Here is a 24,565-nt window from a genome sequence, read left to right on the forward strand (position 1 = left end):
AAAAGCAAGAGCCGATTTCGGCGAACCCCGACATGGCTCAGTCCGAGGACAGGCAGGTGCTGCCCTGGGAGTTGCCGCGCTTTCATAACTGGATCGCGGTCGCGCGCGTTCACGCGCTCTGGAAGAAGGTGTTCAGCGAGGCGCTTGCGCCGCTCGGCATTCAGCTCGCGCACTATGACGTTCTTGCGAATGTCTTCCATGTGCCGGGCCTGACCCAGCAGGCGCTGGCGGAGAAACTGCTCGTCGGCCGTAGCGCGATGAGCATGCTGTTGCCGGAGCTGGAGCGGCGCGAGCTGATCGAGCGTCGTGGCGACGAGGCTGACCGCCGCGTGCGCCGGCTCTGGCTGACGCCGGAAGGCGAGGCGCTGACGCGCAAGGCGATGGCGATCCATGTCCAGCGCATCGAGGCGATGATGCTCGTGCTCAGCGACCAGGAATGCGCGATGGTCGGCGAGTTGATGCGGCGCGTTGCGAAGGCGCTGGAAAGCTGAACGATGCAGCTCTCGCTTGCACATCACTGTCGCAATCGTCAGGTTGCGTGCATCGGGGCTCCGGCCCTTTTGGACGCCGGAGTATGAACTCCGGGGCGTGATCGGCGGACTGGCGGAGCCAAATGAATCAGATCTTCAGTTTCGATATTGCTGTCGCTCTTTTGGTGCTGCTCGTCATCCTGATGATCGCGTTCGGAGTCCGCACCGTTCCCCAGGGTTTCAACTACACGATCGAGCGCTTCGGCCGCTATTCGCGCACACTCGGAGCCGGTCTCGGCCTGATCGTGCCCGTGTTCGACCGTGTCGGGCACAAGGTGAATGTCATGGAGCAGGTGCTCGACATTCCCTCGCAGGAGGCGATCACCAAGGATAATGCCGGCGTCCGGATCGACGCTGCCGCCTTCTATCAGGTGCTCGACGCAGCCAAGGCCTGCTATGAGGTTTCGTCGCTCGATCAGGCGCTGATGGTGCTGACCATGACCAATATCCGCACCGTGGTCGGCTCGATGGATCTCGACCAGTTGCTGTCGCATCGCGACGAAATCAACGAGCGGTTGCTGCGGGTCATGGATGCCGCGGCTTCGCCCTGGGGCGTCAAGGTCACCCGCATCGAGATCCGGGACATCCTGCCGCCTGCGGATATCGCCGGCGCGATGAACCGGCAGATGAAGGCCGAGCGCGAGAAGCGCGCGGCGGTGCTGGAGGCGGAAGGCCTGCGGCAGGCCGAGATTCTCAAGGCGGAAGGCCAGAAGCAATCGCAGATCCTTGCAGCCGAGGGCCGCAAGGAAGCGGCGTTGCGCGATGCCGAGGCACGCGAACGGCTGGCGCAGGCCGAGGCGGCAGCGACAGCCATGGTCAGCGAGGCGATCAGCCGCGGCGACATCCAGGCCGCGAATTTCCTGATCGCGGAGCGCTATACTGACGCGCTCAAGGCCATTGCCAGCTCGCCGAACAGCAAGGTGGTGATCGTGCCGATCGAAGCGGCGGCGCTGGCCGGCACCGTCGGCGGCATCGCGCAGCTGACCCGCGCGGTTTTCGGCGAGGACGCGATCGAGGCGCGCCGCAGCGGCTCGGTTCCCGCCTCCGGCCGGACCGGCGCCTGAGGGTAGGACGATGCTGGACTGGTTTGGATCGATCGGGGGCTGGGGCTGGGTCGTCATCGGCCTCGTCCTGATTGGCGGCGAGTTGCTGGCACCCGGTGTCTTCCTGATCTGGCTCGGTCTTGCCGCGCTGCTGACCGGGCTCGTGGTCGGCCTGACCGGGCTGGGCTGGCAAGGTGCGGCGCTGATCTTCGCGGGTCTGTCCGTCGCCAGTGTCCTTGCGGGCCGGGCCCTGACGCGGCGCAAGTCGGATGAACCGGATGCGGCGCAGGGCCTGAACGACCGCGGGCGGCAGCTGATCGGCAAGGTCTTCAAGCTCGATGCGACCATGACCGGGGGCGAGGGCCGCATCCGCGTCGGGGACTCCTCCTGGCGAATCACCGGGCCCGAGCTGCTGGCTGGCTCCGAAGTGCGAGTGGTGCGCGTCGACGGTGCGACGCTGGTGGTCGAGAAAGCCTGAACGTTGCGCCGCCAGTTCATCTCGCTGATGCGAAATCGGGCTGCCCATATCGATGCGCGGGGTCTATAGGGAACTCCCGCCGCAAGCGAAGCGCACCATGCCAGACCAGACCGAACGCCTGTCGCTGCCCAAGGACCGGATCCGCGTCCTGCTGCTCGAAGGCATTAATGATTCCGCTGCCGATCTGATGGTCCAGGCCGGCTATACCAACATGACCCGACTGCCCAAGGCACTTGACCGCGACGAGTTGCTCAAGGCCGTCGAGAAGGTTCATGTGCTCGGCATCCGCTCGCGTTCGCAGCTCACGGCCGAGGTTTTCGAGCGCGCAAGCCGCCTCTTTGCTGTCGGCTGCTTCTCGGTCGGTACCAATCAGGTCGATCTGCAGGCGGCGCGCGCGCGCGGTGTCCCTGTCTTCAATGCCCCGTTCTCGAATACCCGCAGTGTCGCCGAGCTCACCATTGGCGAGATCGTCATGCTGCTGCGGCGCATCCCCGACCGGTCGCGCTCGGCGCATGACGGCGGCTGGGACAAGTCGGCCAATGGCAGTTTCGAGGTGCGCGGCAAGACGCTCGGGATCATCGGCTACGGCAATATCGGCAGCCAGCTCTCGACGCTGGCTGAGGCGATGGGCATGCGGGTGCTCTATTTCGACCACACCGACCGGTTGCGTCACGGCAATACCGAACCCGTCGACAGCCTGAAGCACCTGCTCGCGGCCTGCGACGTGGTCTCGCTGCATGTGCCGGAGACGCCTGCGACCCACGGCATGATCGGCAAGGCCGAGATCGCCGCGATGCGCAAGGGCAGCTATCTCATCAACAATTCGCGCGGCACCGTCGTCGATCTCGATGCGCTGGCCGAGGCGCTGGGGAGCGGCCATCTTGCGGGGGCCGCCGTCGATGTGTTCCCGAAGGAACCGGCCTCGAACAGCGAGCGCTTCGTCTCGCCGCTGCAGGGCCTGCCCAATGTCATCCTGACCCCGCATGTCGGGGGCTCGACGGAGGAGGCACAGGAGCGCATCGGCGCCGAGGTGGCGCGCAAGCTGGTCGATTATTCCGATATTGGTTCGACCGTCGGCGCGGTGAACTTCCCGCAGGTGCAGCTGGCGCCGCGGCCGATCGGCACGCGCTTCATCCATGTCCAGCGCAACGAGCCCGGCATGCTGCGGCGGCTGAACGACATCTTCGCCCGACGCGAGGTCAATATCTCCGCCCAGAATTACCAGACCGATGGCGAGATCGGCTATGTCGTGATGGAGGCCGACCGCATCGGTGCCGATGCGGACGCCATCCTGGCCGAGATCAGGGCTCTCGACGGCACGATCCGGGCGCGGTTGCTCTACGAGAGGCAGTGAGCGGGCAACCCGCTCACGCCGTCGTCTTCAGGCCGACGATGCCGGCGAGCACCAGCGCGATCCAGAAGAGACGGGCGATCGTGGCTGGCTCGCCGAAGACGAGGATGCCGACGAGCACCGAGCCGAGCGCGCCGATGCCTGTCCAGACCGCATAGGCCGTGCCGAGCGGAAGTACGTCCAGCGCCTTGATCAGGAGCACGACGAAGACGACCAGAAGCAGCACCGAGACCAGCGCCCAGTGCAGGTCGCGAAAGCCGTCGGCCTTCTTCATACTGAGCGCCCAGGCGACATCGACGATGCCGGAGACGACGAGGGCGATCCAGGCCCAGCCGGTTGTCATGACGCGCTCCTGAGCTGTTCTCAGCCAATTCCCACCGCGGCTGCAAAACCGCCGGCGATCTCTTCCAGACGGGCATGCGCATGCGCGCGGCCCTCAGCGACCTCCTGATCCGGACCGATCGTGGGCCCCTGGCCGACTACGATGGCGTCGTCCAGGCCAATGAAGCCGAGTGCTGCCTTGAGATAGGGCGTCGCAAGATCAGGCCGACCCCGGCTCGGCCCGTCGCTGTAGTCGCCGGCGCTTGCGAGGATGGCGAGCGTCGGGCGCGACCTCAGCAGCGGCGTGTATCCCGTTGCAGGATCGAAGGAGAAGCTCAGCCCCGGCTGGGTGACGAGGTCGATCCAGTGCTTGAGCTTGTAGGGGATGCTGAAATTCCACATCGGCGTCGCGATCAGCACGAGATCGGCTGCGGCGAGACGGGCGATCATTCCCTCGATGACCCGCCAGGCCGCCTGTTCCGGGGCGTTGAGATCGCGCCTGGCGAGGCGGGCATATTTCGCCGACAGCATGGCGCCGTCGAATTCCGGCAGCTCCGCGGCCCAGAGGTCAAGCGTCTCGACCGAGAGTGTGGGCAGCTTTGCCTGGAGGGCGGCAAGGAAGTGCCGCGCGCTGGAAGACGAGGCCGAATCCGCCTTGCGCGGGGAAGCCTGGACGAAGAGCAGCCGTGTCATGTGACGCAAACCTCATAGCCTAGGCGCTCCATGCGGGAGCGCGAATGCATGAAAGGTGGATTGCGCTGATGCGACTTCAAATGCTTGATATGCGAAATCACTTCGCAAGAACGCGACGACGATGCTGACGCATGATGATCTCGCCCTGATCCTCGCGATCGCGCGCGCCGGCCGGATGAAGCAGGTGGCCGAGATGCTCCAGACCCATCCGGCGACGGCCTATCGCAGGCTTGAGGCGCTGGAACGCCGCATTGGCAATCCGCTCTTCGAGCGCGGGGCCGACGGCTATGTCCCCACCGCACTCGCGGAGGAGATCACCCAGCGCGCGGGCGATATCGAGCAGCGGCTGGATGAACTGAACCGGGCTGTCGCGGGCCGCGACAACCGCCTCCGCGGCACGCTGAAGGTCACGACAGCCGATACGCTGGCCTATGTCGTCGCGCCGATCGTGCTCAGCTTTGCGGACGCGCATCCGCACATGTCGGTTGAGCTGCAATTCTCCAATGCGATGGCCGATATGGCGCGCAACGAGGCCGATGTCGCAATCAGGCCGACGCATGCTCCACCGGAAGCTCTGGTCGGGCAGCGGGCCGGGCGTTTCGGCTTTGCAGCCTATTCGGCAAATGGCGATGGAGACGTGCGGGACATCGCTGAGCTTCTGGCGGCACGGCGCTGGATCGGCCTGGCGCCTGCCCTGATGCATGCCCCGGCGGCGCGCTGGCTGCGGGATCACGTTGCGACGGAGCGTGTCGGTGCAAGCGTGGATTCGTTCTTCGCGGCGGCCGTTGCGGCGCGATCTGGGGCTTATGCGCTTCTGCCGAGCTATCTCGGCGACGAGCCATCGCTCGGGCTGGTCCGGCGGAGCGAGCCGGTTCCCGAGCTTGCATCCGAGATCTGGGTTTTGACCCATCCCGATCTGCGGCATGCGGCGCGGGTCCGGGCCTTCACCCGGCACGCGGCGAAGGCATTGCGCGAGCGGCTGGCCTGACGGCTCAGGCGACGCCGAGCGTCAGCAGGTCATGCACATGTACGAGGCCGACCGGACGTTCCTCGGTGTCTGCAACCACCAGCGCCGTGATGCGCAGCCTGTTGACCATCTCGAGGGCCTCGACGGCCAGCGCGTCGGGCGCGATGCGGCGCGGAGAGGGGCTCATCACGTCGCGGGCGCGCAGGGCGGTCGGCCCGCCGGAGCCGAGCTTGCGGCGCAGGTCGCCATCGGTGACGATTCCGGCCAGTCGTCCGTCGAGATCGGCGACGATCGCGCAGCCAAAACCCTTGGCCGAGATCATCGCGATCACATCGGGCAATGCGGTGTCGAGGCCAACACGCGGCAGGGCTTCGCCGCGATGCATGATGCTCTCGACCGTCTTGAGCTGTGCGCCGAGCTTGCCGCCGGGGTGATAGACGAAGAAATCCTGGCGCGAGAAACCACGGGCCTCGAGCAGGGCAATGGCGAGCGCATCCCCAAGCGCGATCTGCATCGTCGTCGAGGTCGTCGGAGCGAGGCCGTTCGGGCAGGCCTCCTCCGCCTTCGGGATCACGAGGGCAATGTCGGCCTCGCGGCCGAGCGCACTCTCGGCATTCGCGGTCATCGCGATCAGTCCCACGCGGAAGCGGCGGGTATAGGCGACGATGGCGGAAAGCTCTGCGGCCTCTCCGGACCAGGAGAGCGCGATGACGACATCCTCGGGCTGGACCATGCCGAGATCGCCATGGCTCGCTTCGGCCGGATGGACGAAATGTGCGGGTGTTCCGGTCGAGGCCAGGGTCGCTACGAGCTTGCGCCCGACATGGCCGGATTTGCCCATGCCGGTGACGATCACGCGGCCGGAGGCAGCGCGGATCAACTCCACAGCGGCGGCAAAGGGTTCGCCCAGGCCGTTGGCGAGCGCGGTGTGAAGCGTATCGAGCCCGGTGCGCTCGGTCGCGATGGTGCGGAGCGCCGAGGCGCGGATATCGGCTGTCATGGCTGGGGCGTCTAGCACAGTCCGGGCAGGAACTTCCACCGTCAAGCCTGGCAGCAGGACTGCCGAGCCTCGCGCCAGGGCTGCATTGACGGCACGTTAACCCTCTTCGTTCTAACTCCGTTAACCATGCGCGCCATCCGGGCGCGCCTTGGCTTGTTCCGGAGTTCGCTCTCCTCGTGTCCCGTCGCGTCACGACCGTGCTTTTGACAGGCGCTGCAGCAGCAGGCCTTGCGGCGGCATGGCCTGCGATCGACACGGCATGGGCGCAGCAGGCGCGGGCCCCGAGCCTACGCAGCACCGTGCCCGCCTATGTCGCACAGGCCCAGGCGGCGCCCGATCAAACTCAGCAGAGCGCGACCTCGCCGATTCCCGAGGCGGTACGCGATCCGGCTGCCTTGATCCAGAACCAGCCTTCGACGATTTCCAATCGCGCGCCGCCGCGCGCCAGCCGCCCGGTGCTCGCACCCGGCCTTCGCGGCGTCACGCAGCGCCAGTTCCGCGCGCCTCAACCAACCGTTTCGACATTGCCGCAACCTGGCCCGGCAGCCCCGCCGCCGCTGCGACGGCGCTCGATCGTCGAGGAGGATCCCTATGCGCCGCTGGGGCTCAGGCTTGGCAATGTCAACCTGACACCGGCGACGACGAATTCCGTTGGCTATGACAGCAATCCGCAGCGCGTCTCCGGGCCCAACAAGGGCTCGGGCTTTGCTCGCTACGAGGGCGAGCTCGGCATCCAGTCCGACTGGAACGTGCATGAGCTGAGGGGCAGGCTGCGTGGCGCCTATTCCGAATATTTCCGCGATGGGGAAGCTTCGCGCCCGGATGGCGAGGGGGCGCTTGATCTTCGGCTCGATGCGTCCCGCGATACCCGGATCCTGCTGGAAAGCCGCTTCAGGCTCGATACGCAGCGTCCCGGTTCGCCGGACCTCAATGCGCCGGTCGTCGGTCGGCCGCTGACCTATAACTATGGCGGCTCGGCCGGCGTCACGCATGATTTCAATCGCCTGCAGCTGACGCTGCGAGGATCGGTCGACCGCCAGGATTACGAGAACGCGAAGCTGATCAGCGGGGCGACACTGAGCCAGGCCGACCGCAACCAGACTGATTACGGCTTGCGGCTCCGGGTCGGATATGAGCTGACGCCGGGCCTTCGGCCTTTCATCCAGGGCGAAATCGATACGCGCCAGTACGACCAGCGGTTCGACTCCAACGGCTTCGAGCGCTCGTCGAACGGCTATACCGCCCGTATCGGCTCCACGTTCGAAATCAGCCGGCTGGTCACGGGCGAAGTCTCCGTGGGCTATCAGGACCGGGCCTATGAGGATCCCCGGCTGAGGAACCTGCGCGGCATGGTCGGGGATGCCGCGATCCTGTGGACGCCGACCCCTTTGACGACGGTGACGCTGCGCGGCACGTCCGAGCTTGGCGATACGACGATCGCGGGCAGCAGCGGCACGTGGGCGCGTCGCGCCACCCTCGAGGTGGCTCATGCGTTGCGCCGCAACCTGACCGTGACCGGATTCACCACCTTCGGCCGCACCGCCTATGAGGGGCAGGGGCTGCGCGAGGATTATACGGCGATCGGCGCCCGGCTCGAATACAAGCTGACGCGAACCTTCGCCGTGCGGGCGAGCTTCACCCATGAACGCCTGAATTCGACTGCGCAGGGCTCGGACTACACGGCCAATGTCGCGCAGGTCGGCCTGCGGCTGCAGTTCTAAGTCAGTCTTGGCATGACGGCCGGCGCTGAGCCGGGCCCCTCATCGTCTCGTGGTTCCCGGGCCGCCCAATCAGGCCTGGCCCGGGAATGACGGTGCGGCGCTTACGCCTCGAGCAGCCGCTCGATTTCCGCGCGCAGCTGCGGGCCCAGGTCGCCGCGCTGGAGCGCATAGGCGATGTTGGCGGTCAGGAAGCCGAGCTTCGAACCGGTGTCGTAGATGTCCCCGTCGAAGCGCACGGCGTAGAAGGGCTCCTGCCGGGACAGCGCGATCATCGAATCGGTGAGCTGGATTTCGCCACCGGCACCGGTTTCCTGGTTCGCCAGAAGATTGAAGATCGTCGGCTGCAGGATGTAGCGGCCGGTGATGTGCAGATTCGAGGGCGCCGTTCCCTTTGCCGGCTTCTCGACCATCTTCGTCACTTTCGAGACCTTGGCCTTCACGTCCTCGACGCCGACGATGCCGTATTGGTGGGTCTGGTCGTCCGGCACGGGCGCCACCGCGATGTGATTGCCGCCATGCTTCTCGAAGGCGTCGATCATCTCGGCAAGGCAGCCCTTGCCCAGGCTGTGGTGGAGCATATCCGGCAGCAGCAAGGCGAAAGGCTCGTCGCCGATGACGTCGCGCGCGCACCAGACGGCGTGACCGAGGCCGAGCGGAGCCTGCTGGCGGAGGAAGCTCGCGGCGCCCGCCGGCGGCAGATCCGCCTTGAGCGCCTCCAGCTCCTTGATCTTGCCGCGCTTGGCCAGCGTGTCGTCGAGCTCATAGGCCAGATCGAAATGATCTTCGATCACGCCCTTGTTGCGGCCGGTGACGAAGACGAAATGCTCGATGCCGGCTGCCCTGGCCTCGTCGACGACATGCTGGACGACCGGACGGTCGACGATGGTCAGCATTTCCTTGGGGACCGCCTTGGTGGCGGGAAGGAAGCGGGTACCAAGGCCCGCGACGGGAAGGACGGCCTTGCGGATGCGTTTCGTCATGAAAAACCCATTTCGCGCACCGAGCGTGGTGCGCCTGCGTCGGAAGGGCAAAGGGTAGGAAGCCGGCGTGCCCCGATCAATGCCAGCTGTTGCCAAGGCTGTCGCGCAATTCTGGCGAAAGGCGGGCCAGCCTGTTCCTGATACCAATCGGCGCTTGATGCGTCGTCAATCCTTTTTGCTTAAGGCCTATGCCAGAGCGATGACAATCGGAGACGATACATGACGATTCTGGTCTCGGGCGGCGCCGGCTATATCGGCAGCCATATGGTGCTGGAGCTGCTCGACCGCGGCGAAAAGGTGGTCGTGCTCGACGATCTCTCGACCGGATTCTGGTGGGCCGTGCCCCCGGAAGCGACATTCGTACAAGGCGATATGGGCGATCAGGCTCTGGTCGAGCGCGTCATCGCCGAGCATGGCATCACCGAGATTGCGCATTTCGCGGCCAAGATCGTGGTGCCTGATTCGGTTTCCGATCCGCTTGGTTACTATCTCAATAACACCGTGAAGACGCGCGCCCTGCTTGAGAGCGCGGTGCGCGGTGGCGTCAAGCACGTGATCTTCTCCTCGACGGCAGCAGTCTATGGTGAGCCGGCTGTCAGCCCCGTGCCCGAGGAGATCGGGCTTGCGCCGATCAACCCCTATGGCCGCTCGAAGCTGATGAGCGAGTGGATGCTCGGCGATGTCGCGCGCGCCCACGGCCTGACCTATGTGGCCCTGCGCTATTTCAACGTGGCCGGAGCCGATCCGCGCGGCCGTGCCGGTCAGTCCTCGGCAAACGCCACCCACCTGATCAAGGTCGCGAGCCAGGCAGCGCTCGGCCAGCGCGCCGGGCTCGAGATCTTCGGCACGGACTACCCGACACCTGACGGCACCTGCGTGCGCGACTATATCCACGTCACCGATCTCGCACGGGCGCATCTGGCGGCGCTCGATCATTTGCGCAATGATGGCGCCAGCCTGACACTGAACTGCGGCTATGGTCGTGGTTATTCGGTGAAAGAGGTGGTCGAGGTGGTGAAGCAGGTGTCGGGCAAGGATTTCCCGGTCAAGCTCTCGCCGCGCCGGGCGGGCGATCCGGCGTCCCTGGTTGCCAAGGCGGATCGCATCCGCGCCGAACTCGGGTGGCAGCCGGAACATGACGATCTGACGCAGATCGTGACGCAAGCCCTGGCCTGGGAAGAGGTTTTGCGGACCCGAAACGCGCGCTGATTGCGCTACGTTAACCCATGGTTAATCTTGTTCGGGCGCTGTTGCTGAAGTCGTTTACGTCCAGCCTGTCCTAGCAAGGTTTTGCCCATGCGCCGCCTGTCCCTCGTCCTCGCCGTGGCCGCAGCCAGCCTCGTCCCGGCGCTGGCCCAGACGACAGGCTCGATCAACGCCTCGGCGCGCTCGCACAGCACGAATGCTGCGACCGCCGGGCAGGGTCAGGCGTCCTTCGATGTCTTCCTGCAGCGGCTCTGGCCGCAGGCGCAGGCGCGCGGCATCTCGCGCAAGACTTTCGATCTCGCCTTTCGCGGGGTGACGCCGGACGCCTCGATCGTCGCGCTGACGAAGAAGCAGTCGGAATTCTCGGCGCCGATCTGGGCCTATCTCAACAATGCCGTCGGTGGCACGCGGATCACCCGCGGGCGCGATGCTGCAGCCGAGAACGCAAGCACGCTTGCCCAGGTCGAGGCGCGCTATGGCGTGCCCAAGGAGGTCGTGCTCGGCGTCTGGGGCATGGAAACCAATTACGGTTCGTTCAAGGGCGACAAGGACACGATCCGCTCGCTCGCGACGCTCGCTCATATCCGCTATCGCGGCGACTTCTTCCGCGATGAACTGCTGACGGCGCTCGAGCTGATCGAGAAGGGCTATGTCGAGCGCAGCGAGCTGCGCGGCTCCTGGGCGGGAGCGATGGGGCACACCCAGTTCATGCCGTCGAGCTACATGAAATATGCCGTCGACTTCACCGGAGACGGACATGCCGATATCTGGGGTTCGACCAGCGACGCGCTGGCCTCGACTGCGAACTACCTCAAGGGCTACGGCTGGGTGCCGGGCCTGCCTTGGGGCATGGAAGTGAAGCTCCCGGAGAATTTCGATCACCGCATCAACAAGGCGAGTTTCTCTGCCTTCAACGGGGCAGGGGTGCGGCGTGCCGATGGGCGGGCGCTGCCGTCCTCGGGTGAGGCGCGACTGTTCTTTCCTGCCGGCTATCGCGGCCCCGTCATGCTGCTGACCGCGAATTTCGACGTCATCAAGAAATACAACTCCTCTGACGCCTATGCGCTTGCGGTCGGCCATCTCGGCGACCGGATAGCAGGGCGTCCGGCAATCCAGGCTGAATGGCCGGTCTCGGCGCCGCGACTCGACATGGCTGCAACCAAGGATCTGCAGCGGCGGCTGAAGGTGCTCGGCTTCTACGATCATGATGCCGACGGGCGCATCGGCACCGGCACACGCGAGGCCGTGCGCCAATACCAGCTGAGCGCTGGCCAGATCGCCGATGGCTACCCGACACCGGCGCTTCTTGCGCGCATGCGTGGGGCGCGCTGACTCCAGCCTCCGACCGCGGTATGATGCCGGCGAACTCCGTCGGCCGGCGTAGGACCGAGAGCGCCATGCGTTTGCGTTCACTTCTGATGGTTCTGGGGGCTGCCCTGCTCCTGCTGCTGACCGGCGGCCCGTCCTCCTTTGCCGAGAACGACACGATGCTGACGCGTGATCCCACGCTGCAGCGTGGGCGCGGGTTCGTCTTCCCCTTCAGCCGCCTTCAACCGCAGCCCCAGCCCGCGCAACAGCGCCAGCGTGTGGCGCCAGCCCAGGCACGCAGGACGTCTCCGGTGGTGATCCGCGACGATCCGGTCATCCCCAAGGTCGATATCAGCCATCATATCGTCGTGCTGGGGGATTCGCTTGCCGATCTCGTGGTCGGTGGGCTCGACGAGGCCTTGAACGATCGTCCCGATGTCGCGGTGGTGCGCAAGACGAAACTCGAATCCGGTCTTGTCCGCACCGATTTCTACGATTGGCCGAAGGCGGTTACCGATCTGCTGGCCAGCGACCAGAAGATCAGCGTCGCCGTGATGCTGCTCGGCCTCAATGATCGGCAAGCGATCCGTGAAGGCGAGACCATTCACGAGCCGCTGAGCGAACGTTGGCTGGAACTCTATCGAGATCGGGTCGACGGCATCGCCGGGGCTTTTGCGGCGAAACGCATTCCCTTGCTCTGGGTCGGTCTCCCACCTGTCCAGAATTCACGCCTTACCGCCGACTATGTCATTCTCAATGACGTCTATCGGCAGCGTGTCGAGCGGGCCGGCGGCCAGTACATCGATCTGTGGGGCGGTTATGTCGACGCCGAGAACCGCTACAGGGCGATGGGGCCCGATGTATCCGGGCAGACGACGCGGTTGCGCACCGCCGACGGCATTCATTTCACCAAGGCGGGGGCACGCAAGGCCGCTCACTTCATCGATGTGGTGATCCGCCGTCTGATCGAGGGGCGTCCGGAACAAGGCGTGATCGCACTTCCGGTCGCGCCCGAGACCGGGGCTCCAAGCAATCCGGAACTGCAGGCCGGCGGCATCGAACGCCTGATCGACCGCATGGTCCAGGGATTGCCCGACCTCGGCGGCCTTGGTCCCGCGCTGCAGGCAAAGCCGCTGGCAGGGCCGATCATGCCGCTGACAGGGTTGTCGTCCAATGGGGACCGGGCGCTGCTCGCCTCGATCCAGGAGGCGAGAGGACGGGGCGACCTCGCCACCCAGCTCGACCGCGTGTTCGGCGAGGGGGTTGCGAGCGAACCGAAGCCGGGTCGCATCGACGATTACCGCTGGCCGCGCCGGAACTGACCGGAACCGACACGAACATCACACGCCCCTTCGGGAGAAGGGGAGCCGCGCAACGCCGAGATGGGCGAGGGGCCACTCGGCCACCTGCTCCCCTCGTGCGCCGCGCTGCGGCATGTCCTCCCCCGAGTGAGAGACGGGATCTCCCTATCGCGGCAGGATGGTCTCGCCCATCAGGTGCTTGTCGATGGAATGAGCCATCTGGCGACCCTCGCGGATCGCCCAGACGACCAGCGACTGGCCGCGGCGCATGTCGCCGGCGACAAACACCTTCTCGACCGAAGTCTTGTAGGCCAGCGTGTTCGCCTCGACATTGCCGCGCTTGTCGAGCGTGACGCCGAGTTTCTCGATCAACCCTTCACGGACCGGCGAGACGAAGCCCATGGCGAGCAGGACGAGATCGGCCCTGAGGTCGAACTCGGTGCCCGGGATCGGCTTCAGCGCATTGTCGACGCGGGCGCAGTTCAGCCGGCGGACCTGGCCATTCTCGCCGGTGAATTTCAGCGTGGTGATGGCGAAGTCGCGCTCGGCCCCCTCCTCATGACTGGAGGAGGTGCGCAGCTTGAGTGGCCAGTTCGGCCAGGTCAGGGCCTTGTTTTCCTTTTCCGGCGGTTGCGGCATGATCTCGATCTGCGTCACCGAGAGCGCACCCTGGCGCACCGAGGTGCCGATGCAGTCGGAACCGGTATCGCCGCCGCCGATGACCACGACATGCTTGCCCGTCGCCAGGATCTCGGCACCATTGCCGTTGGCTGCCTCGCCGCCGACGCGACGGTTCTGCTGCGGCAGGAAATCCATGGCGAACTGTATGCCGGCAAGCTCGCGACCCTCGATCGGCAGATCACGCGGCTTCTCGGCGCCACCGGTCAGACCGACGGCGTCATAGCGCGCAAGCAGCTCGGCCGGGTCGATATCGACGCCGACATTGGCGTTGTAGTGGAAGACGACGCCTTCGGCCTCCATCTGTCGGACACGGCGCTCGACATGGGACTTCTCCATCTTGAAGTCCGGAATGCCGTAGCGCAGCAGACCACCGGCGCGCGCCTGGCGTTCATAGAGATGCACCTCGTGGCCAACACGGGCGAGCTGCTGGGCCGCAGCGAGGCCTGCCGGACCGGAGCCGATGATGGCGATCTTTCTGCCGGTCTTGGCGCGCGGCAGCTGGGGGATGATCCAGCCTTCCTGCCAGCCCTTGTCGACGATCGCACATTCGATCGATTTGATGGTGACCGGCGTGTCCTCGAGATTCAGCGTGCAGGACGCCTCGCAGGGGGCCGGGCAGACGCGGCCGGTGAACTCGGGGAAGTTGTTGGTCGAGTGCAGGTTGTCCAGCGCCTCGCGCCACTTGTCGTTGTAGACGAGGTCGTTCCAGTCCGGGATCTGGTTGTTGACCGGACAGCCGTTGTGACAATACGGGATGCCGCAATTCATGCAGCGCGCCGCCTGGTCGCGGGTTGCCTCCGCACCGAGCGGAATGACGAATTCCTTGTAGTTCCTGATCCGGTCCGAGGCCGGAAGGTACTTCCGGTCGCGACGGTCGATCTCGAGGAAGCCGGTTACCTTGCCCATCGTCTCACATCCGCCTGATTGGGTTACTCGGCCGCGACCGACATGCCGGCTTGCGCCCGCTCGATTTCGAGGAGGGCACGGCGGTATTCGACCGGCATGACCTTGACGAATTTGGGCAGGTATTCCGTCCAGTTCTCGAGAATGTCCTTGGCCCGCTGCGAGCCCGTGTAGCGGTGATGATCGGCGACGAGCTGGTGCAGGCGCTCGGCGTCGTAGCCGGACATGTTGGCCATCACGTCGATCCGGCCCTTGAACTCGAGGTCGCCGCCATGGTGGTGGATGCGCTGCATCAGCTCCTCCTCCTCGGTGACCGGCTCGAGATCGACCATGGAGAGGTTGCAGCGCTTGGTGAAGCTCTTGTCCTCGTCGAGCACATAGGCGACGCCGCCGGACATGCCGGCCGCGAAGTTGCGGCCGGTCTGGCCGAGCACGACGACGACGCCGCCGGTCATGTATTCGCAGCCATGATCGCCGGTGCCCTCGACCACCGCGATCGCGCCCGAATTGCGCACGGCGAAGCGCTCGCCGGCGACGCCGCGGAAGTAGCATTCGCCCGAGATCGCGCCGTAGAGCACGGTGTTGCCGACGATGATCGAATTCTCGGCGATGGTTTGCGCATCCGGCGACGGCCGGATGATCAGCTTGCCGCCTGAGAGACCCTTGCCGACATAGTCATTGGCCTGGCCCGTGAGATCGAGCGTGACGCCATTGGCGACCCAGGCGCCGAAGCTCTGGCCGGCAGTGCCGGTGAGCTTCACCGTGATCGTGTCCGCCGGCAGGCCGGCATAGCCATAGCGCTTGGCGACCTCGCCCGAGAGCATCGCGCCGGTCGAGCGGTCGACGTTGCGGATCGGGCTGGTGACCACCACCGCTTCGCCCTTGTCGAGGGCGGCTGCCGCCTCGGCGAGCAGCGTCCGGTCGAGCACTGCGTCGATAGGGTGCTTCTGGCGCTCGACATGGCGGATGGCGACCTCGCCCTTCACCTCCGGCTTGTGGAAAATCCGGGTGAAATCGAGGCCCTTTGCCTTCCAGTGGTCGATTGCCTGCTTCTTGTCGAGCCAGTCGGAACGGCCGACGAGATCGTCGAACCTGGCGACGCCGAGGCTCGCCATGATCTCGCGCACGTCCTCGGCGAGGAAGAAGAAGAAATTGATGACGTGCTCGGGCGCGCCCTTGAAGCGCTTGCGCAGCACCGGATCCTGCGTCGCGACGCCGACCGGGCAGGTGTTGAGATGGCACTTGCGCATCATGATGCAGCCGGCCGCAATCAGCGGAGCGGTTGCAAAGCCGAACTCGTCGGCGCCGAGCAGGGCACCGATGACGATGTCGCGGCCGGTGCGAAGACCGCCATCGACTTGCAGTGCGATGCGCCCGCGCAGCTTGTTCAGCACCAGGACCTGATGGGTCTCTGCGAGCCCGATCTCCCAGGGCGATCCGGCATGCTTGATCGAGGTCAGCGGCGAGGCGCCGGTGCCGCCTTCATAGCCCGAGATGGTGATGTGGTCGGCGCGGGCCTTGGCGACGCCGGCCGCAACCGTGCCAACGCCGAGCTCCGAGACGAGCTTGACCGAGACGTCTGCCGCCGGGTTGACGTTCTTCAGGTCGAAGATCAGCTGGGCCAGGTCCTCGATCGAGTAGATGTCGTGATGCGGCGGCGGCGAGATCAGGCCGACGCCTGGCGTCGAATGCCGGACCTTGGCGATGCGTGCGTCGACCTTGTGGCCGGGCAGCTGGCCGCCCTCGCCGGGCTTGGCACCCTGCGAGATCTTGATCTGCATCATGTCGGAATTGGCGAGGTACTCGACCGTGACGCCGAAGCGGCCTGACGCGACCTGCTTGATCGCCGAGCGCATCGAGCGGCCGTCGGGCAGCTTGACGAAGCGCTCAGGCTCCTCACCGCCTTCGCCGGTGTTCGACTTGCCGCCGATCGTGTTCATGGCGATGGCGAGCGTCGAATGCGCCTCATGGCTGATCGAGCCGAACGACATGGCGCCGGTGGAGAAACGGCGCACGATCGAAGCCGCCGACTCGACCTGGTCGAGGGGGATCGGCTTGGTGCCGAGCGCGTCGGCATCCTTGATCTGAAACAGCCCGCGGATCGTCGAGAAGCGCTGGCTCTGGTCGTTCACCAGCTCGGCATAGGCCTTATACTTGTCTTGAGCATTGCCGCGGACGGCGTGCTGGAGCAGCGAGATATTCTCCGGCGTCCAGGCATGGTCCTCGCCGCGGATACGGAAGGCGTATTCGCCGCCGATATCGAGTGCGTCGCGGTAGACCGGCGAGTCGCCGAAAGCATCGCGATGACGGCGCACGGTTTCTTCCGCGAGCTCCGGCAGGCCGACACCCTCGATCGAGGACACGGTACCGGCAAAGTACTTGTCGATCGTCTCGGTCTTCAGGCCGATCGCGTCGAAGATCTGCGCGCCGCAATAGGACTGATAGGTCGAGATGCCCATCTTGGACATGACCTTGAGCAGGCCCTTGCCGACAGACTTGATGAAGCGCTTGACGACCTCGTAGCGGTCGACCTCTGGCGGGAATTCGCCGGCCTCGTAGAGGGCCTCGAGCGTCTCGAAGGCGAGATAGGGGTTGATCGCCTCGGCGCCGAAGCCGGCAAGACAGGCGAAGTGATGGATTTCGCGCGGCTCGCCGGATTCCAGCACGAGACCGACCGAGGTGCGCAAGCCCTTGCGGATCAGGTGGTGATGGACAGCGGCCGTCGCCAGCAGAGCCGGGATCGGGATGCGGTCCGGTCCCACCTGCCGGTCGGAGAGGATGATGATGTTGTAGCCGCCATGCACGGCGGCCTCGGCCCGTTCGCAGAGCCGTGCGATCGCGCCTTCCATGCCGGCTGCGCCTTCGCGCGCGGGATAGGTGATGTCGATCGTCTTGGTGTCGAAGCGGTCCTCATAGTGACCGATGCAGCGGATCTTCTCGAGATCGTCATTGGTCAGGATCGGCTGGCGCACTTCGAGGCGCTTGCGGCGCGAGGTGCCTTCCAGGTCGAGGATGTTCGGCCGCGGCCCGATGAAGGAGAGCAGGCTCATCACCAGCTCTTCGCGGATCGGGTCGATCGGCGGGTTCGTGACCTGTGCGAAGTTCTGCTTGAAATAGGTGTAGAGCAGCTTCGACTTCGAGGAGAGCGCCGAGATCGGCGTGTCGGTGCCCATCGAGCCGACGGCCTCCTGGCCGGTCACGGCCATGGGCGCCATCAGGATCTTGGTGTCTTCCTGAGTGTAACCGAAGGCCTGCTGACGATCGAGCAGGGCGACATCGGTGCGCGAGGCGCGCGCCTCGACCGGCGGCAGCTCCTCCAGCACGATCTGGGTACGCTTCAGCCAGTCCTTGTAGGGATTGGCAAGGCAGAGCGAGGTCTTGATCTCGTCATCGCCGATGATGCGGCCTTGATCGAGATCGATGAGCAGCATCTTGCCGGGCTGGAGACGCCACTTCTGGACGATCTTCTCTTCCGGGATCGGCAGCACGCCATATTCCGAAGCGAGCACGACGAGACCGTCATCGGTGACGAGATAGCGCGCGGGCCGCAGGCCGTTGCGGTCAAGCGTCGCGCCGATCTGCTTGCCGTCGGTGAAGGCGATGGCGGCAGGGCCATCCCAGGGCTCCATCAAGGCGGCGTGATATTCGTAGAACGCGCGGCGCTCTTCATCCATGAGCGGGTTGCCGGCCCAGGCCTCGGGCACGAGCATCATCATCGCATGGGCGAGCGAATAGCCGCCCTGGACCAGGAATTCGAGTGCGTTGTCGAAGCAGGCGGTGTCGGACTGGCCCTCATAGGAAATCGGCCAGAGCTTCGAGATATCCGCGCCAAACAGCTCGGAATCGACCGAGGCCTGACGAGCGGCCATCCAGTTGACGTTGCCGCGCAGCGTGTTGATCTCGCCATTATGCGCCACCATCCGGTAGGGGTGGGCAAGGCGCCAGGACGGGAAGGTGTTGGTGGCGAAGCGCTGGTGGACGAGGGCAATCGCGCTCTCGAAGCGCGGATCGGTCAGGTCCTTGAAATAGGAGCCGAGCTGGGTGACGAGCACCATGCCCTTGTAGACGATGGTGCGGGCCGACATCGAGACCGGGTAATAGGTCGCGGTGGCGCGGTCCTGGCGCTTGTAGACCTTGTTGGAAACCGACTTGCGCAGGACATAGACCTTGCGCTCGAAATCATCCTCGTCGGTGATCTCGACCGGACGGCCGACGAAAAGCTGGCGATGGGTCGGCTCGGTTTCCTTCACCGCCTCGCCGAGGTCGCTGTTATCGACCGGTACGTCGCGCCAGCCGAGGAAGACCAGGCCTTCCTCCTCGACCGTCTGTGCGACGATCTCCTCGCAGACGGCGCGGTCGCCGGCATCCTGCGGCATGAAGAACTGGCCGATGGCGTAGTGACCGGGCTTGGGCAGGGCGATGCCGAGCTTCGCGCATTCCTCCTGGAAGAAGCGATGCGGAATCTGGGTGAGGATGCCGCAACCATCGCCGAGCTTGGGGTCGGCGCCGACAGCGCCGCGATGGTCGATATTGTGCAGGATCTGCAGGCCCTGTTCGACGATCGCATGGGTCTTGCGGTTCTTCATGTCGGCGATGAAGCCGACGCCGCAGGAATCCTTCTCGAAGGACGGATCGTAGAGGCCCTGGCGTTCGGGCATGGCCGGATCGCGCACCGTCAGGACCGGCTCGGTGGCCGTCATGGTCGTCACAGCTTTGCTGCTGAAGACACCCGACTTGCTGGTTCCGCTCATCGTCAAACCCCGCTTGCCATACCCCTCGCGCTTCCGCCGAGAGACCCGCATCAGTCTACATCGCCGTCCGCACCGGCTCCTGCTGGCCTTCAAGGCAGCAAGGATGGAGCCAGTCCGGCCAGGTTCGTCTGTCAGAGGGGGGCTTGCGCTGTTTTGATCCCGCGCCCGCGTCCTCCGCAGGCGCCTCGGGCTTCCCAGAGCCCTGTCGCGCCTGTTTACGCCGCCGTTTTACGGGCGGCGCGTTTACGGTTGGCTGTGGCGGTCGTGGCCGTGCCCCTCGTCATTGCTCCGCTCCGTTGCGATCGTCCGACATCAGGCTCGCGGCCTCATGTCAGTGCGGTGAAAAATGGGACAGCAACACTGTCCTATTGAGACGAATTTGCCAGAATTCTAATGTCGGCACAAGCGTGAATTTTGGGCGGATTGGAAATATTGTTGCGATATGTGTTTCAACGGCGACATTTCCGGGATGAAAGGCATCGTTGGGTCGCACGCTTCTTGTCCGAAGGGCTTATGCCGGCGGCGTTCGGTCCGGGCTCAGTCGCGGCGTGCAAGGCGTCATTCCGGCCTTGCGCTTGGCAGGGCGCGCCCGCCTCGCTAACGCTCGTTCATGAACTTCATCAGCGACAATACGGCGGGTGCAAGCGCCCCGGTGATGGCCGCGATCGCGGCCGCCAATGACGGCGCAGCTGCGGCCTATGGCACCGATATCTGGACCCAGCGCGTCGAACGGCTCTTTGCCGAAGTGTTCGAACATGAGGTCTCGGTTTTCCTGGTGACCAGCGGCACGGCTGCGAACGCCCTGGCGCTGGCCTGCCTGACGCGCCCCTGGGGAGCCGTCCTGACCCATCAGGAAAGCCACGTCGCCGATGACGAGTGCGGCGCGCCGGAATTCTTCGGCGACGGCACCAAGCTCATCGGTCTGCCTGGGACCGGCAACAAGATCACGCCTGAGTCCGTGACAAAGGTCTTGGCGCGGATGCGCGAGGGCGCACTGCATCAGGTGCAGCCGCAGGCGGTCTCGATCACGCAGGCAACCGAATGCGGGTTGATCTATCGTCCCGACGAGGTGCGGGCCCTGAAGCAGGCGGCCGATCCACGCGCCCTGAAGCTGCATATGGATGGCGCCCGTTTTGCCAATGCGCTGGTCACGCTGGGCTGCTCTCCGGCCGAGATCACCTGGAAGGCAGGTGTCGACGTCCTGTCCTTCGGGGGCACCAAGAACGGCGCCTGGGCGGCCGAGGCCGTGGTCTTCTTCGATCAGGCCTTGGCTGCTGAAATGAAATGGCGGCGCAAGCGGGCCGGCCATACGCTTTCCAAGGGCCGGCTGATCGGTGCGCAATTCGAGGGCCTGCTGGCCGGCGGCCACTGGCTGGCGTTGGCGCGCCACGCCAACGCGATGGCGTCCCGGCTGTCCGAGGCGGTTACGAGAGGCGGCTCGGTGCGGTTGGCCTGGCCCTGCGAGGCCAATACGGCGTTTCTCGTCCTCGATGCTGCAACGCAGCAGCGCCTGAAGGAGGCCGGAGTCGGCTATCACGCCTGGTCCGACACTGCGCTTCCCGACGATGCAGGGCTTGCATCGGGCGAGATCATCGGTCGGTTCGTCATGTCCTTTGCGACGCGTCCCGAGGATGTCGAACAACTGATCTCGCTGCTGAACGCGCCGTCTCGCTGAAATATCCCCTGATTGACGCCGCATGGGTGCCGTAATCCCTAAGGAAGACTGAAGCCCCCGTTCGGTCCGTTAACAAGGATGGAGATATGGCTTCTGTTTCGACCGCGCGCTCGCGCGCCGCGCTGATCGGCCTGGCTGTTGCCGGCGCGCTGGCGGGCTCGGCCGGTGGAGCCGCCGCGCAGTATTATTACGACTATGGCTACGAGTATCTGCCGCGTCGCGGCTATGGCTATGGCTATCGCTACGCGCCGCCGCCGCCTGCGCCGTTGTCTTCGCGGAGCATCGCCGAGATCGCCATCCGCGAGCACAGGCTCGCCCAGGTCGACCGCACCACGCGCACCGAGTCCGATTTTGTGGTCGATGGGCGCATGGCGAATGGCCGGCGCGTACGGCTGATCTTCGATCGTTTCAGCGGCGATCTCATCCGGCGGACGAACCTGCAGACTCCTGAACGAATGCGGGGACCCGCTCCGGATGTCGCGCGCGTCGACCCGCGTGAGCATGCCCCGGCCCAACCGCGGTTGCTGCCGCTCCCGCCGGAGCGCCCCGATTCGCTCAAGCCTCCGGCGGAGGCGAACGCGCCCGCGCAGGCCATTCCGGCGTCCCCGGCCGCACCGATGCCGGCTCCCGAACCGGAGAAGGCACTAGCTCCTCCCGCCGAGGCGAACGCGCCTGCAACGGTGATGCCCCCGTCTCCGGCGGCGCCGACACCGCCAGTCGAACAGGTAAAGCCTGTCGAGCAGGCTCCTGCCCAGGCTCGTGCGCCAGCAACCGAGGTTCCGTCCGCGCCGGCAACCCCCGTCGCACCGACGCCGGGGCCGACCGCGCCATCCGGCGAGGAGAAGCCGAAGCTGGTGAACCCCAACGATGTTCGCGGCACGGAGGCGCCGGAGCAGAAGCCGCCGCTTGCGAAGGCCGAATCGCCGGAGATCAAGGTTTCGCCGGTCGAGCTGCCTCCGGTCCAGATCGAGGACCCGGCGCCCTCCATAGCGCGTCCGGCGACGCCTGCCGTTCCGGTCGCACCTCTCGACTGAGAGACGATCTCCAATCCCAGGCATGAAAAGGGCGCCCCCGGAAACCGGGGGCGCCCTCTGTCTGCCAGCCCTGGGCTGGGCGTGTTACGCGGCCTTGGAAACCTTGGCCTCGAGCACCTTGGCGGGTTTGCCGCCGATGGCGATCTGGCGCGGCTTCTTGGCCTCGGGAATCTCGCGGACGAGATCGATATGGAGTAGGCCGTTCTCGAGGCTCGCGCCGGTCACCTGGACATAGTCGGCGAGCTGGAAGCGGCGCTCGAAGGCGCGGGCCGCGATGCCCTGATGCAGGACTTCGCGCTTCTCGGCGGTCTCGGAAACCTGCTTCTCACCGCGTACGGTCAGGGTGTTTTCCTTGCTTTCGATGGCAAGGTCGCTGTCGGAGAAGCCGGCGACCGCGATGGAGATGCGGTAGGCGTTCTCGGCAGTGCGCTCGATATTGTAGGGCGGATAGGTCGGCGCGGTTTCAGCGCTGGTCGCCTGGTCGAGCAGGTTGAACAGACGATCGAAGCCGACGGTCGAGCGATAGAGCGGGGAAAGATCGAAGTGACGCATGATGTCCTCCAGAAGAAGCGACGTTTGGTCGAGCCTGCCTCGTCTTGAGCACAGGCCCCGTTCAGGTTCACGCAGCCGGTATCGGCCTGCGTGACCAGGAATTGGGGAGCGATTTCAGCTTTTCAAGAGCTGCCTCGAGCGGGCATAACCGAGGGCATCCGCCCGGGACTGTCGCCGCGATTCGGAGCGCCTGATGGCCGAGGCCGAGCTTTTCTCCCTCCCCGCCTACCCGATTCCCGGGCATGGCAAGGTCTGGCTTGCTCTGGCACGCGACGGAGCCAGGCTCCGCTTCGCGAGTTGGCACCCGACAGTAAAGCGGGTGCGCGGTACTGTCGTGGTCATCCAGGGGCGCGCGGAGTTCATCGAACGCTACAGCGAGACGATCGCCGACCTGCGCCGCCGCGGTTTCCATATTCTCGCCTTCGACTGGCGCGGCCAGGGCGGTTCGCAACGCTTCGTCTCGCGTGAACGCAAGGGGCATGTCGGCCGTCTGCGGCACTACGAGACCGACCTTGCACTTGCAATGGCGGAAATGCAGGCCCGGCTGCCGCCTCCCTATTTCGTACTGGCGCATTCGATGGGGGCGGCCCTGTGCCTCGACGCCGCCCGGCGCAACGCATTGCCGGTCTCACGGCTGGTTGCGCTCGCGCCCATGCTCGGCCTCTCCATGGTCGAGCGGCCACGGGCGGCGAGCTATCTCGCAAGCGTGCTGTACTGGCTCGGTCTCGGCAGCGCCTTCGTGCCTGGCGGCGGTGATACGGCGATCGCGACCAAGCCATTCCAGGGCAATCGGCTGACGAATGACCCGGTCCGCTATGCCCGGAACGCCGCGCTTTCAGCTGCAGCGCGCCATCTCAGTATCGGCGATCCGACTGTCGGCTGGGTCAGGACCGCGTTCCGGTTGATGAACCGGCTGGCGGCCCCCACGGCGCCGCTGGAGGTCAAGGTGCCGACGCTGGTGATCGCAGCCGGGCGCGACCCGGTGGTCTCGACGCCGGCGATCGAGCGCTTCGCGGCACGGCTGAAGACCGGTTCGGCCTTGATATTGCCGACAGCGCGCCATGAGATCCTGATGGAAACGGATGCCGTTCGCGCGCAGTTCTGGGCGGCCTTCGATGCATTCATTCCCGGCGAAGCGATCGCCGGGCCCGGATCAGCCGGCGAGCAGGGCGAGGGCGGCCTGGTGCAGGGTCCTGTTGGCGGCGGCGATGATGCGTCCGCCCTTGGCGGCACTGCCGCCGTCCCATGACGTGACGATTCCGCCGGCGCCTTCGACGATCGGGATCAGCGCGACGATGTCATAGGGCTTCAGCCCGCTCTCGATGACGAGATCGACATGGCCCGAGGCGAGCATGCAATAGGCATAGCAGTCGCAACCGTAACGGGCGAGGCGCACCGCGCTCTCGACACGCAGATACGCTTCCTGCTCGGCGCCCTGGAAGAGTTTGGGGCTGGTGGTCATCACCGTCGCGGTGGCCAGCTCGCCGTTCTGGCGCGTGCGCAGCACCCGAGGCCCGCCCGGGCCCTCATAGCGTGCCTGTCGACCATCGCCGGAATAGCGCTCGCCGGTGAAGGGCTGGTGCATCATGCCGTAAACCGGAACGCCCTCACGGGTGAGGCCGATCAGCGTGCCCCAGACCGGGATGCCGGAGATGAAGGCCCGGGTGCCGTCGATCGGGTCGAGCACCCAGACATACTCGGCCTCGCCGTTCTCCGTGCCGAACTCCTCTCCGAGCACGCCATGCTCGGGGAAATTGCGCTTGATCAGGTGGCGCATCACGTTCTCGCCGGCGCGGTCGGCCTCGGTCACGGGATCGAACACGCCGCCGCAGGACTTGTCCTCGGTTGCGTGCTTGGCGCGGAAGAAGGGCAGGATCGCCTGGCCGGATTGGGTCGCGAGTTCCGCGACGAAGGCTCCGAAATCAACCGCACTCATCTTTGCTCTCCGGAGCTGCACTATGCTGCGCAGCAAAAATGCAGGATGCAGCCTGCCCACTCGGTTCTTCTAGCGGCGCTCGTTGTCGGAAAACAAGGAATCTGGTGGCAAATGAGCAGTTTTGGATTGCGTGC

The 24,565-nt window shown here is 65.6% G+C and carries 20 protein-coding genes; 12 read left to right on the plus strand and 8 right to left on the minus strand.

Annotated features, from left to right (window positions below; genetic code table 11):
• Positions 1–32: 32 nt before the first annotated feature.
• The 4 genes from BIWAKO_RS13390 to serA all read left to right on the plus strand — a co-directional run bounded on the left by BIWAKO_RS13390 (position 33) and on the right by serA (position 3,405).
• A complete protein-coding gene (locus tag BIWAKO_RS13390) occupies positions 33–491 on the plus strand; it encodes a MarR family winged helix-turn-helix transcriptional regulator (protein ID WP_069882453.1) in 459 nt (152 codons plus the stop codon).
• A gap of 122 nt (positions 492–613) precedes the next feature.
• Positions 614–1,594: an SPFH domain-containing protein gene (locus BIWAKO_RS13395; RefSeq protein WP_069879088.1), complete on the plus strand. Its 981-nt coding sequence runs from the start codon at positions 614–616 to the stop codon at positions 1,592–1,594.
• A gap of 10 nt (positions 1,595–1,604) precedes the next feature.
• A complete protein-coding gene (locus BIWAKO_RS13400; protein WP_069879089.1) occupies positions 1,605–2,051 on the plus strand; it encodes an NfeD family protein in 447 nt (148 codons plus the stop codon).
• 97 nt (positions 2,052–2,148) lie between these two features.
• Positions 2,149–3,405, plus strand: coding sequence for a phosphoglycerate dehydrogenase (serA, locus tag BIWAKO_RS13405; RefSeq protein WP_069882454.1), 1,257 nt, complete (start codon positions 2,149–2,151; stop codon positions 3,403–3,405).
• Between the two features lie 13 nt (positions 3,406–3,418).
• Here serA and BIWAKO_RS13410 read toward each other — a convergent pair whose 3' ends face one another.
• Both BIWAKO_RS13410 and BIWAKO_RS13415 read right to left on the minus strand, forming a co-directional pair.
• Entirely contained in the window at positions 3,419–3,745 is a 327-nt protein-coding gene (locus BIWAKO_RS13410; RefSeq protein WP_069879090.1) for a DMT family transporter, read from the minus strand.
• Positions 3,746–3,765: 20 nt separating this feature from the next.
• Positions 3,766–4,416 (minus strand): FMN-dependent NADH-azoreductase, encoded by a 651-nt coding sequence (locus BIWAKO_RS13415; protein ID WP_069879091.1) that lies wholly within the window; start codon positions 4,414–4,416, stop codon positions 3,766–3,768.
• A 121-nt stretch (positions 4,417–4,537) separates the two neighbouring features.
• Here BIWAKO_RS13415 and BIWAKO_RS13420 point away from each other — a divergent pair, with 121 nt between their 5' ends.
• Positions 4,538–5,404, plus strand: coding sequence for a LysR family transcriptional regulator (locus BIWAKO_RS13420; RefSeq protein WP_069879092.1), 867 nt, complete (start codon positions 4,538–4,540; stop codon positions 5,402–5,404).
• Positions 5,405–5,408: 4 nt separating this feature from the next.
• Here the strand turns inward: BIWAKO_RS13420 and BIWAKO_RS13425 are convergent, their stop codons facing one another.
• The gene (locus BIWAKO_RS13425; RefSeq protein WP_069879093.1) at positions 5,409–6,383 is read right to left on the minus strand and encodes a KpsF/GutQ family sugar-phosphate isomerase; all 975 of its coding nucleotides are present in this window, start codon (positions 6,381–6,383) and stop codon (positions 5,409–5,411) included.
• 176 nt (positions 6,384–6,559) lie between these two features.
• Between BIWAKO_RS13425 and BIWAKO_RS13430 the strand changes: the two genes are divergently transcribed.
• A complete protein-coding gene (locus BIWAKO_RS13430; RefSeq protein WP_069879094.1) occupies positions 6,560–8,104 on the plus strand; it encodes an outer membrane beta-barrel protein in 1,545 nt (514 codons plus the stop codon).
• Positions 8,105–8,205: 101 nt separating this feature from the next.
• Here the strand turns inward: BIWAKO_RS13430 and BIWAKO_RS13435 are convergent, their stop codons facing one another.
• On the minus strand, positions 8,206–9,084 hold the full coding sequence (locus BIWAKO_RS13435) for a UTP--glucose-1-phosphate uridylyltransferase (protein WP_069879095.1): 879 nt from the start codon (positions 9,082–9,084) through the stop codon (positions 8,206–8,208).
• Positions 9,085–9,303: 219 nt separating this feature from the next.
• Between BIWAKO_RS13435 and galE the strand changes: the two genes are divergently transcribed.
• From galE to BIWAKO_RS13450, 3 genes are all read left to right on the plus strand, one after another.
• The gene (galE, locus tag BIWAKO_RS13440; protein ID WP_069879096.1) at positions 9,304–10,293 is read left to right on the plus strand and encodes a UDP-glucose 4-epimerase GalE; all 990 of its coding nucleotides are present in this window, start codon (positions 9,304–9,306) and stop codon (positions 10,291–10,293) included.
• Positions 10,294–10,380: 87 nt separating this feature from the next.
• Positions 10,381–11,622 carry a lytic murein transglycosylase gene (locus BIWAKO_RS13445; RefSeq protein ID WP_084651342.1) on the plus strand — a complete coding sequence of 414 codons (1,242 nt, stop codon included), beginning with the start codon at positions 10,381–10,383 and terminating at the stop codon, positions 11,620–11,622.
• 65 nt (positions 11,623–11,687) lie between these two features.
• Positions 11,688–12,920 (plus strand): SGNH/GDSL hydrolase family protein, encoded by a 1,233-nt coding sequence (locus tag BIWAKO_RS13450; RefSeq protein ID WP_176733311.1) that lies wholly within the window; start codon positions 11,688–11,690, stop codon positions 12,918–12,920.
• A gap of 144 nt (positions 12,921–13,064) precedes the next feature.
• On the opposite strand, the gene BIWAKO_RS13455 is transcribed toward BIWAKO_RS13450, so the two are convergent.
• Together BIWAKO_RS13455 and gltB are read right to left on the minus strand one after the other, a co-directional pair.
• Positions 13,065–14,486 carry a glutamate synthase subunit beta gene (locus BIWAKO_RS13455; protein WP_069879097.1) on the minus strand — a complete coding sequence of 474 codons (1,422 nt, stop codon included), beginning with the start codon at positions 14,484–14,486 and terminating at the stop codon, positions 13,065–13,067.
• 23 nt (positions 14,487–14,509) lie between these two features.
• Positions 14,510–19,183, minus strand: coding sequence for a glutamate synthase large subunit (gene gltB, locus BIWAKO_RS13460; protein WP_069882457.1), 4,674 nt, complete (start codon positions 19,181–19,183; stop codon positions 14,510–14,512).
• Between the two features lie 661 nt (positions 19,184–19,844).
• Between gltB and BIWAKO_RS13465 the strand changes: the two genes are divergently transcribed.
• On the plus strand, positions 19,845–20,909 hold the full coding sequence (locus BIWAKO_RS13465) for a threonine aldolase family protein (RefSeq protein WP_069879098.1): 1,065 nt from the start codon (positions 19,845–19,847) through the stop codon (positions 20,907–20,909).
• 86 nt (positions 20,910–20,995) lie between these two features.
• Positions 20,996–21,943 (plus strand): hypothetical protein, encoded by a 948-nt coding sequence (locus BIWAKO_RS13470; protein WP_069879099.1) that lies wholly within the window; start codon positions 20,996–20,998, stop codon positions 21,941–21,943.
• 84 nt (positions 21,944–22,027) lie between these two features.
• Here the strand turns inward: BIWAKO_RS13470 and BIWAKO_RS13475 are convergent, their stop codons facing one another.
• Positions 22,028–22,495, minus strand: coding sequence for an Hsp20 family protein (locus tag BIWAKO_RS13475; protein WP_069879100.1), 468 nt, complete (start codon positions 22,493–22,495; stop codon positions 22,028–22,030).
• A gap of 193 nt (positions 22,496–22,688) precedes the next feature.
• Here BIWAKO_RS13475 and BIWAKO_RS13480 point away from each other — a divergent pair, with 193 nt between their 5' ends.
• Positions 22,689–23,744, plus strand: coding sequence for an alpha/beta hydrolase (locus BIWAKO_RS13480; protein WP_069879101.1), 1,056 nt, complete (start codon positions 22,689–22,691; stop codon positions 23,742–23,744).
• Here the strand turns inward: BIWAKO_RS13480 and hisN are convergent.
• Complete coding sequence (gene hisN, locus BIWAKO_RS13485) at positions 23,649–24,431, minus strand: histidinol-phosphatase (protein ID WP_069879102.1); 783 nt, start codon at positions 24,429–24,431, stop codon at positions 23,649–23,651. The genes BIWAKO_RS13480 and hisN overlap by 96 nt on opposite strands.
• Positions 24,432–24,565: the final 134 nt, after the last annotated feature.

The sequence above is a fragment of the Bosea sp. BIWAKO-01 genome, assembly GCF_001748145.1.
Taxonomy (GTDB): domain Bacteria; phylum Pseudomonadota; class Alphaproteobacteria; order Rhizobiales; family Beijerinckiaceae; genus Allobosea.

Coding starts and splice junctions, on each gene's coding strand:
- BIWAKO_RS13390 (WP_069882453.1), top strand. CDS start 33: ATGGCTCAGTCCGAGGACAGGCAGGTGCTGCCCTGGGAGTTGCCGCGC.
- BIWAKO_RS13395 (WP_069879088.1), top strand. CDS start 614: ATGAATCAGATCTTCAGTTTCGATATTGCTGTCGCTCTTTTGGTGCTG.
- BIWAKO_RS13400 (WP_069879089.1), top strand. CDS start 1,605: ATGCTGGACTGGTTTGGATCGATCGGGGGCTGGGGCTGGGTCGTCATC.
- serA (WP_069882454.1), top strand. CDS start 2,149: ATGCCAGACCAGACCGAACGCCTGTCGCTGCCCAAGGACCGGATCCGC.
- BIWAKO_RS13410 (WP_069879090.1), bottom strand. CDS start 3,745: ATGACAACCGGCTGGGCCTGGATCGCCCTCGTCGTCTCCGGCATCGTC.
- BIWAKO_RS13415 (WP_069879091.1), bottom strand. CDS start 4,416: ATGACACGGCTGCTCTTCGTCCAGGCTTCCCCGCGCAAGGCGGATTCG.
- BIWAKO_RS13420 (WP_069879092.1), top strand. CDS start 4,538: ATGCTGACGCATGATGATCTCGCCCTGATCCTCGCGATCGCGCGCGCC.
- BIWAKO_RS13425 (WP_069879093.1), bottom strand. CDS start 6,383: ATGACAGCCGATATCCGCGCCTCGGCGCTCCGCACCATCGCGACCGAG.
- BIWAKO_RS13435 (WP_069879095.1), bottom strand. CDS start 9,084: ATGACGAAACGCATCCGCAAGGCCGTCCTTCCCGTCGCGGGCCTTGGT.
- galE (WP_069879096.1), top strand. CDS start 9,304: ATGACGATTCTGGTCTCGGGCGGCGCCGGCTATATCGGCAGCCATATG.
- BIWAKO_RS13445 (WP_084651342.1), top strand. CDS start 10,381: ATGCGCCGCCTGTCCCTCGTCCTCGCCGTGGCCGCAGCCAGCCTCGTC.
- BIWAKO_RS13450 (WP_176733311.1), top strand. CDS start 11,688: ATGCGTTTGCGTTCACTTCTGATGGTTCTGGGGGCTGCCCTGCTCCTG.
- BIWAKO_RS13455 (WP_069879097.1), bottom strand. CDS start 14,486: ATGGGCAAGGTAACCGGCTTCCTCGAGATCGACCGTCGCGACCGGAAG.
- gltB (WP_069882457.1), bottom strand. CDS start 19,183: ATGACGGCCACCGAGCCGGTCCTGACGGTGCGCGATCCGGCCATGCCC.
- BIWAKO_RS13465 (WP_069879098.1), top strand. CDS start 19,845: ATGAACTTCATCAGCGACAATACGGCGGGTGCAAGCGCCCCGGTGATG.
- BIWAKO_RS13470 (WP_069879099.1), top strand. CDS start 20,996: ATGGCTTCTGTTTCGACCGCGCGCTCGCGCGCCGCGCTGATCGGCCTG.
- BIWAKO_RS13475 (WP_069879100.1), bottom strand. CDS start 22,495: ATGCGTCACTTCGATCTTTCCCCGCTCTATCGCTCGACCGTCGGCTTC.
- BIWAKO_RS13480 (WP_069879101.1), top strand. CDS start 22,689: ATGGCCGAGGCCGAGCTTTTCTCCCTCCCCGCCTACCCGATTCCCGGG.
- hisN (WP_069879102.1), bottom strand. CDS start 24,431: ATGAGTGCGGTTGATTTCGGAGCCTTCGTCGCGGAACTCGCGACCCAA.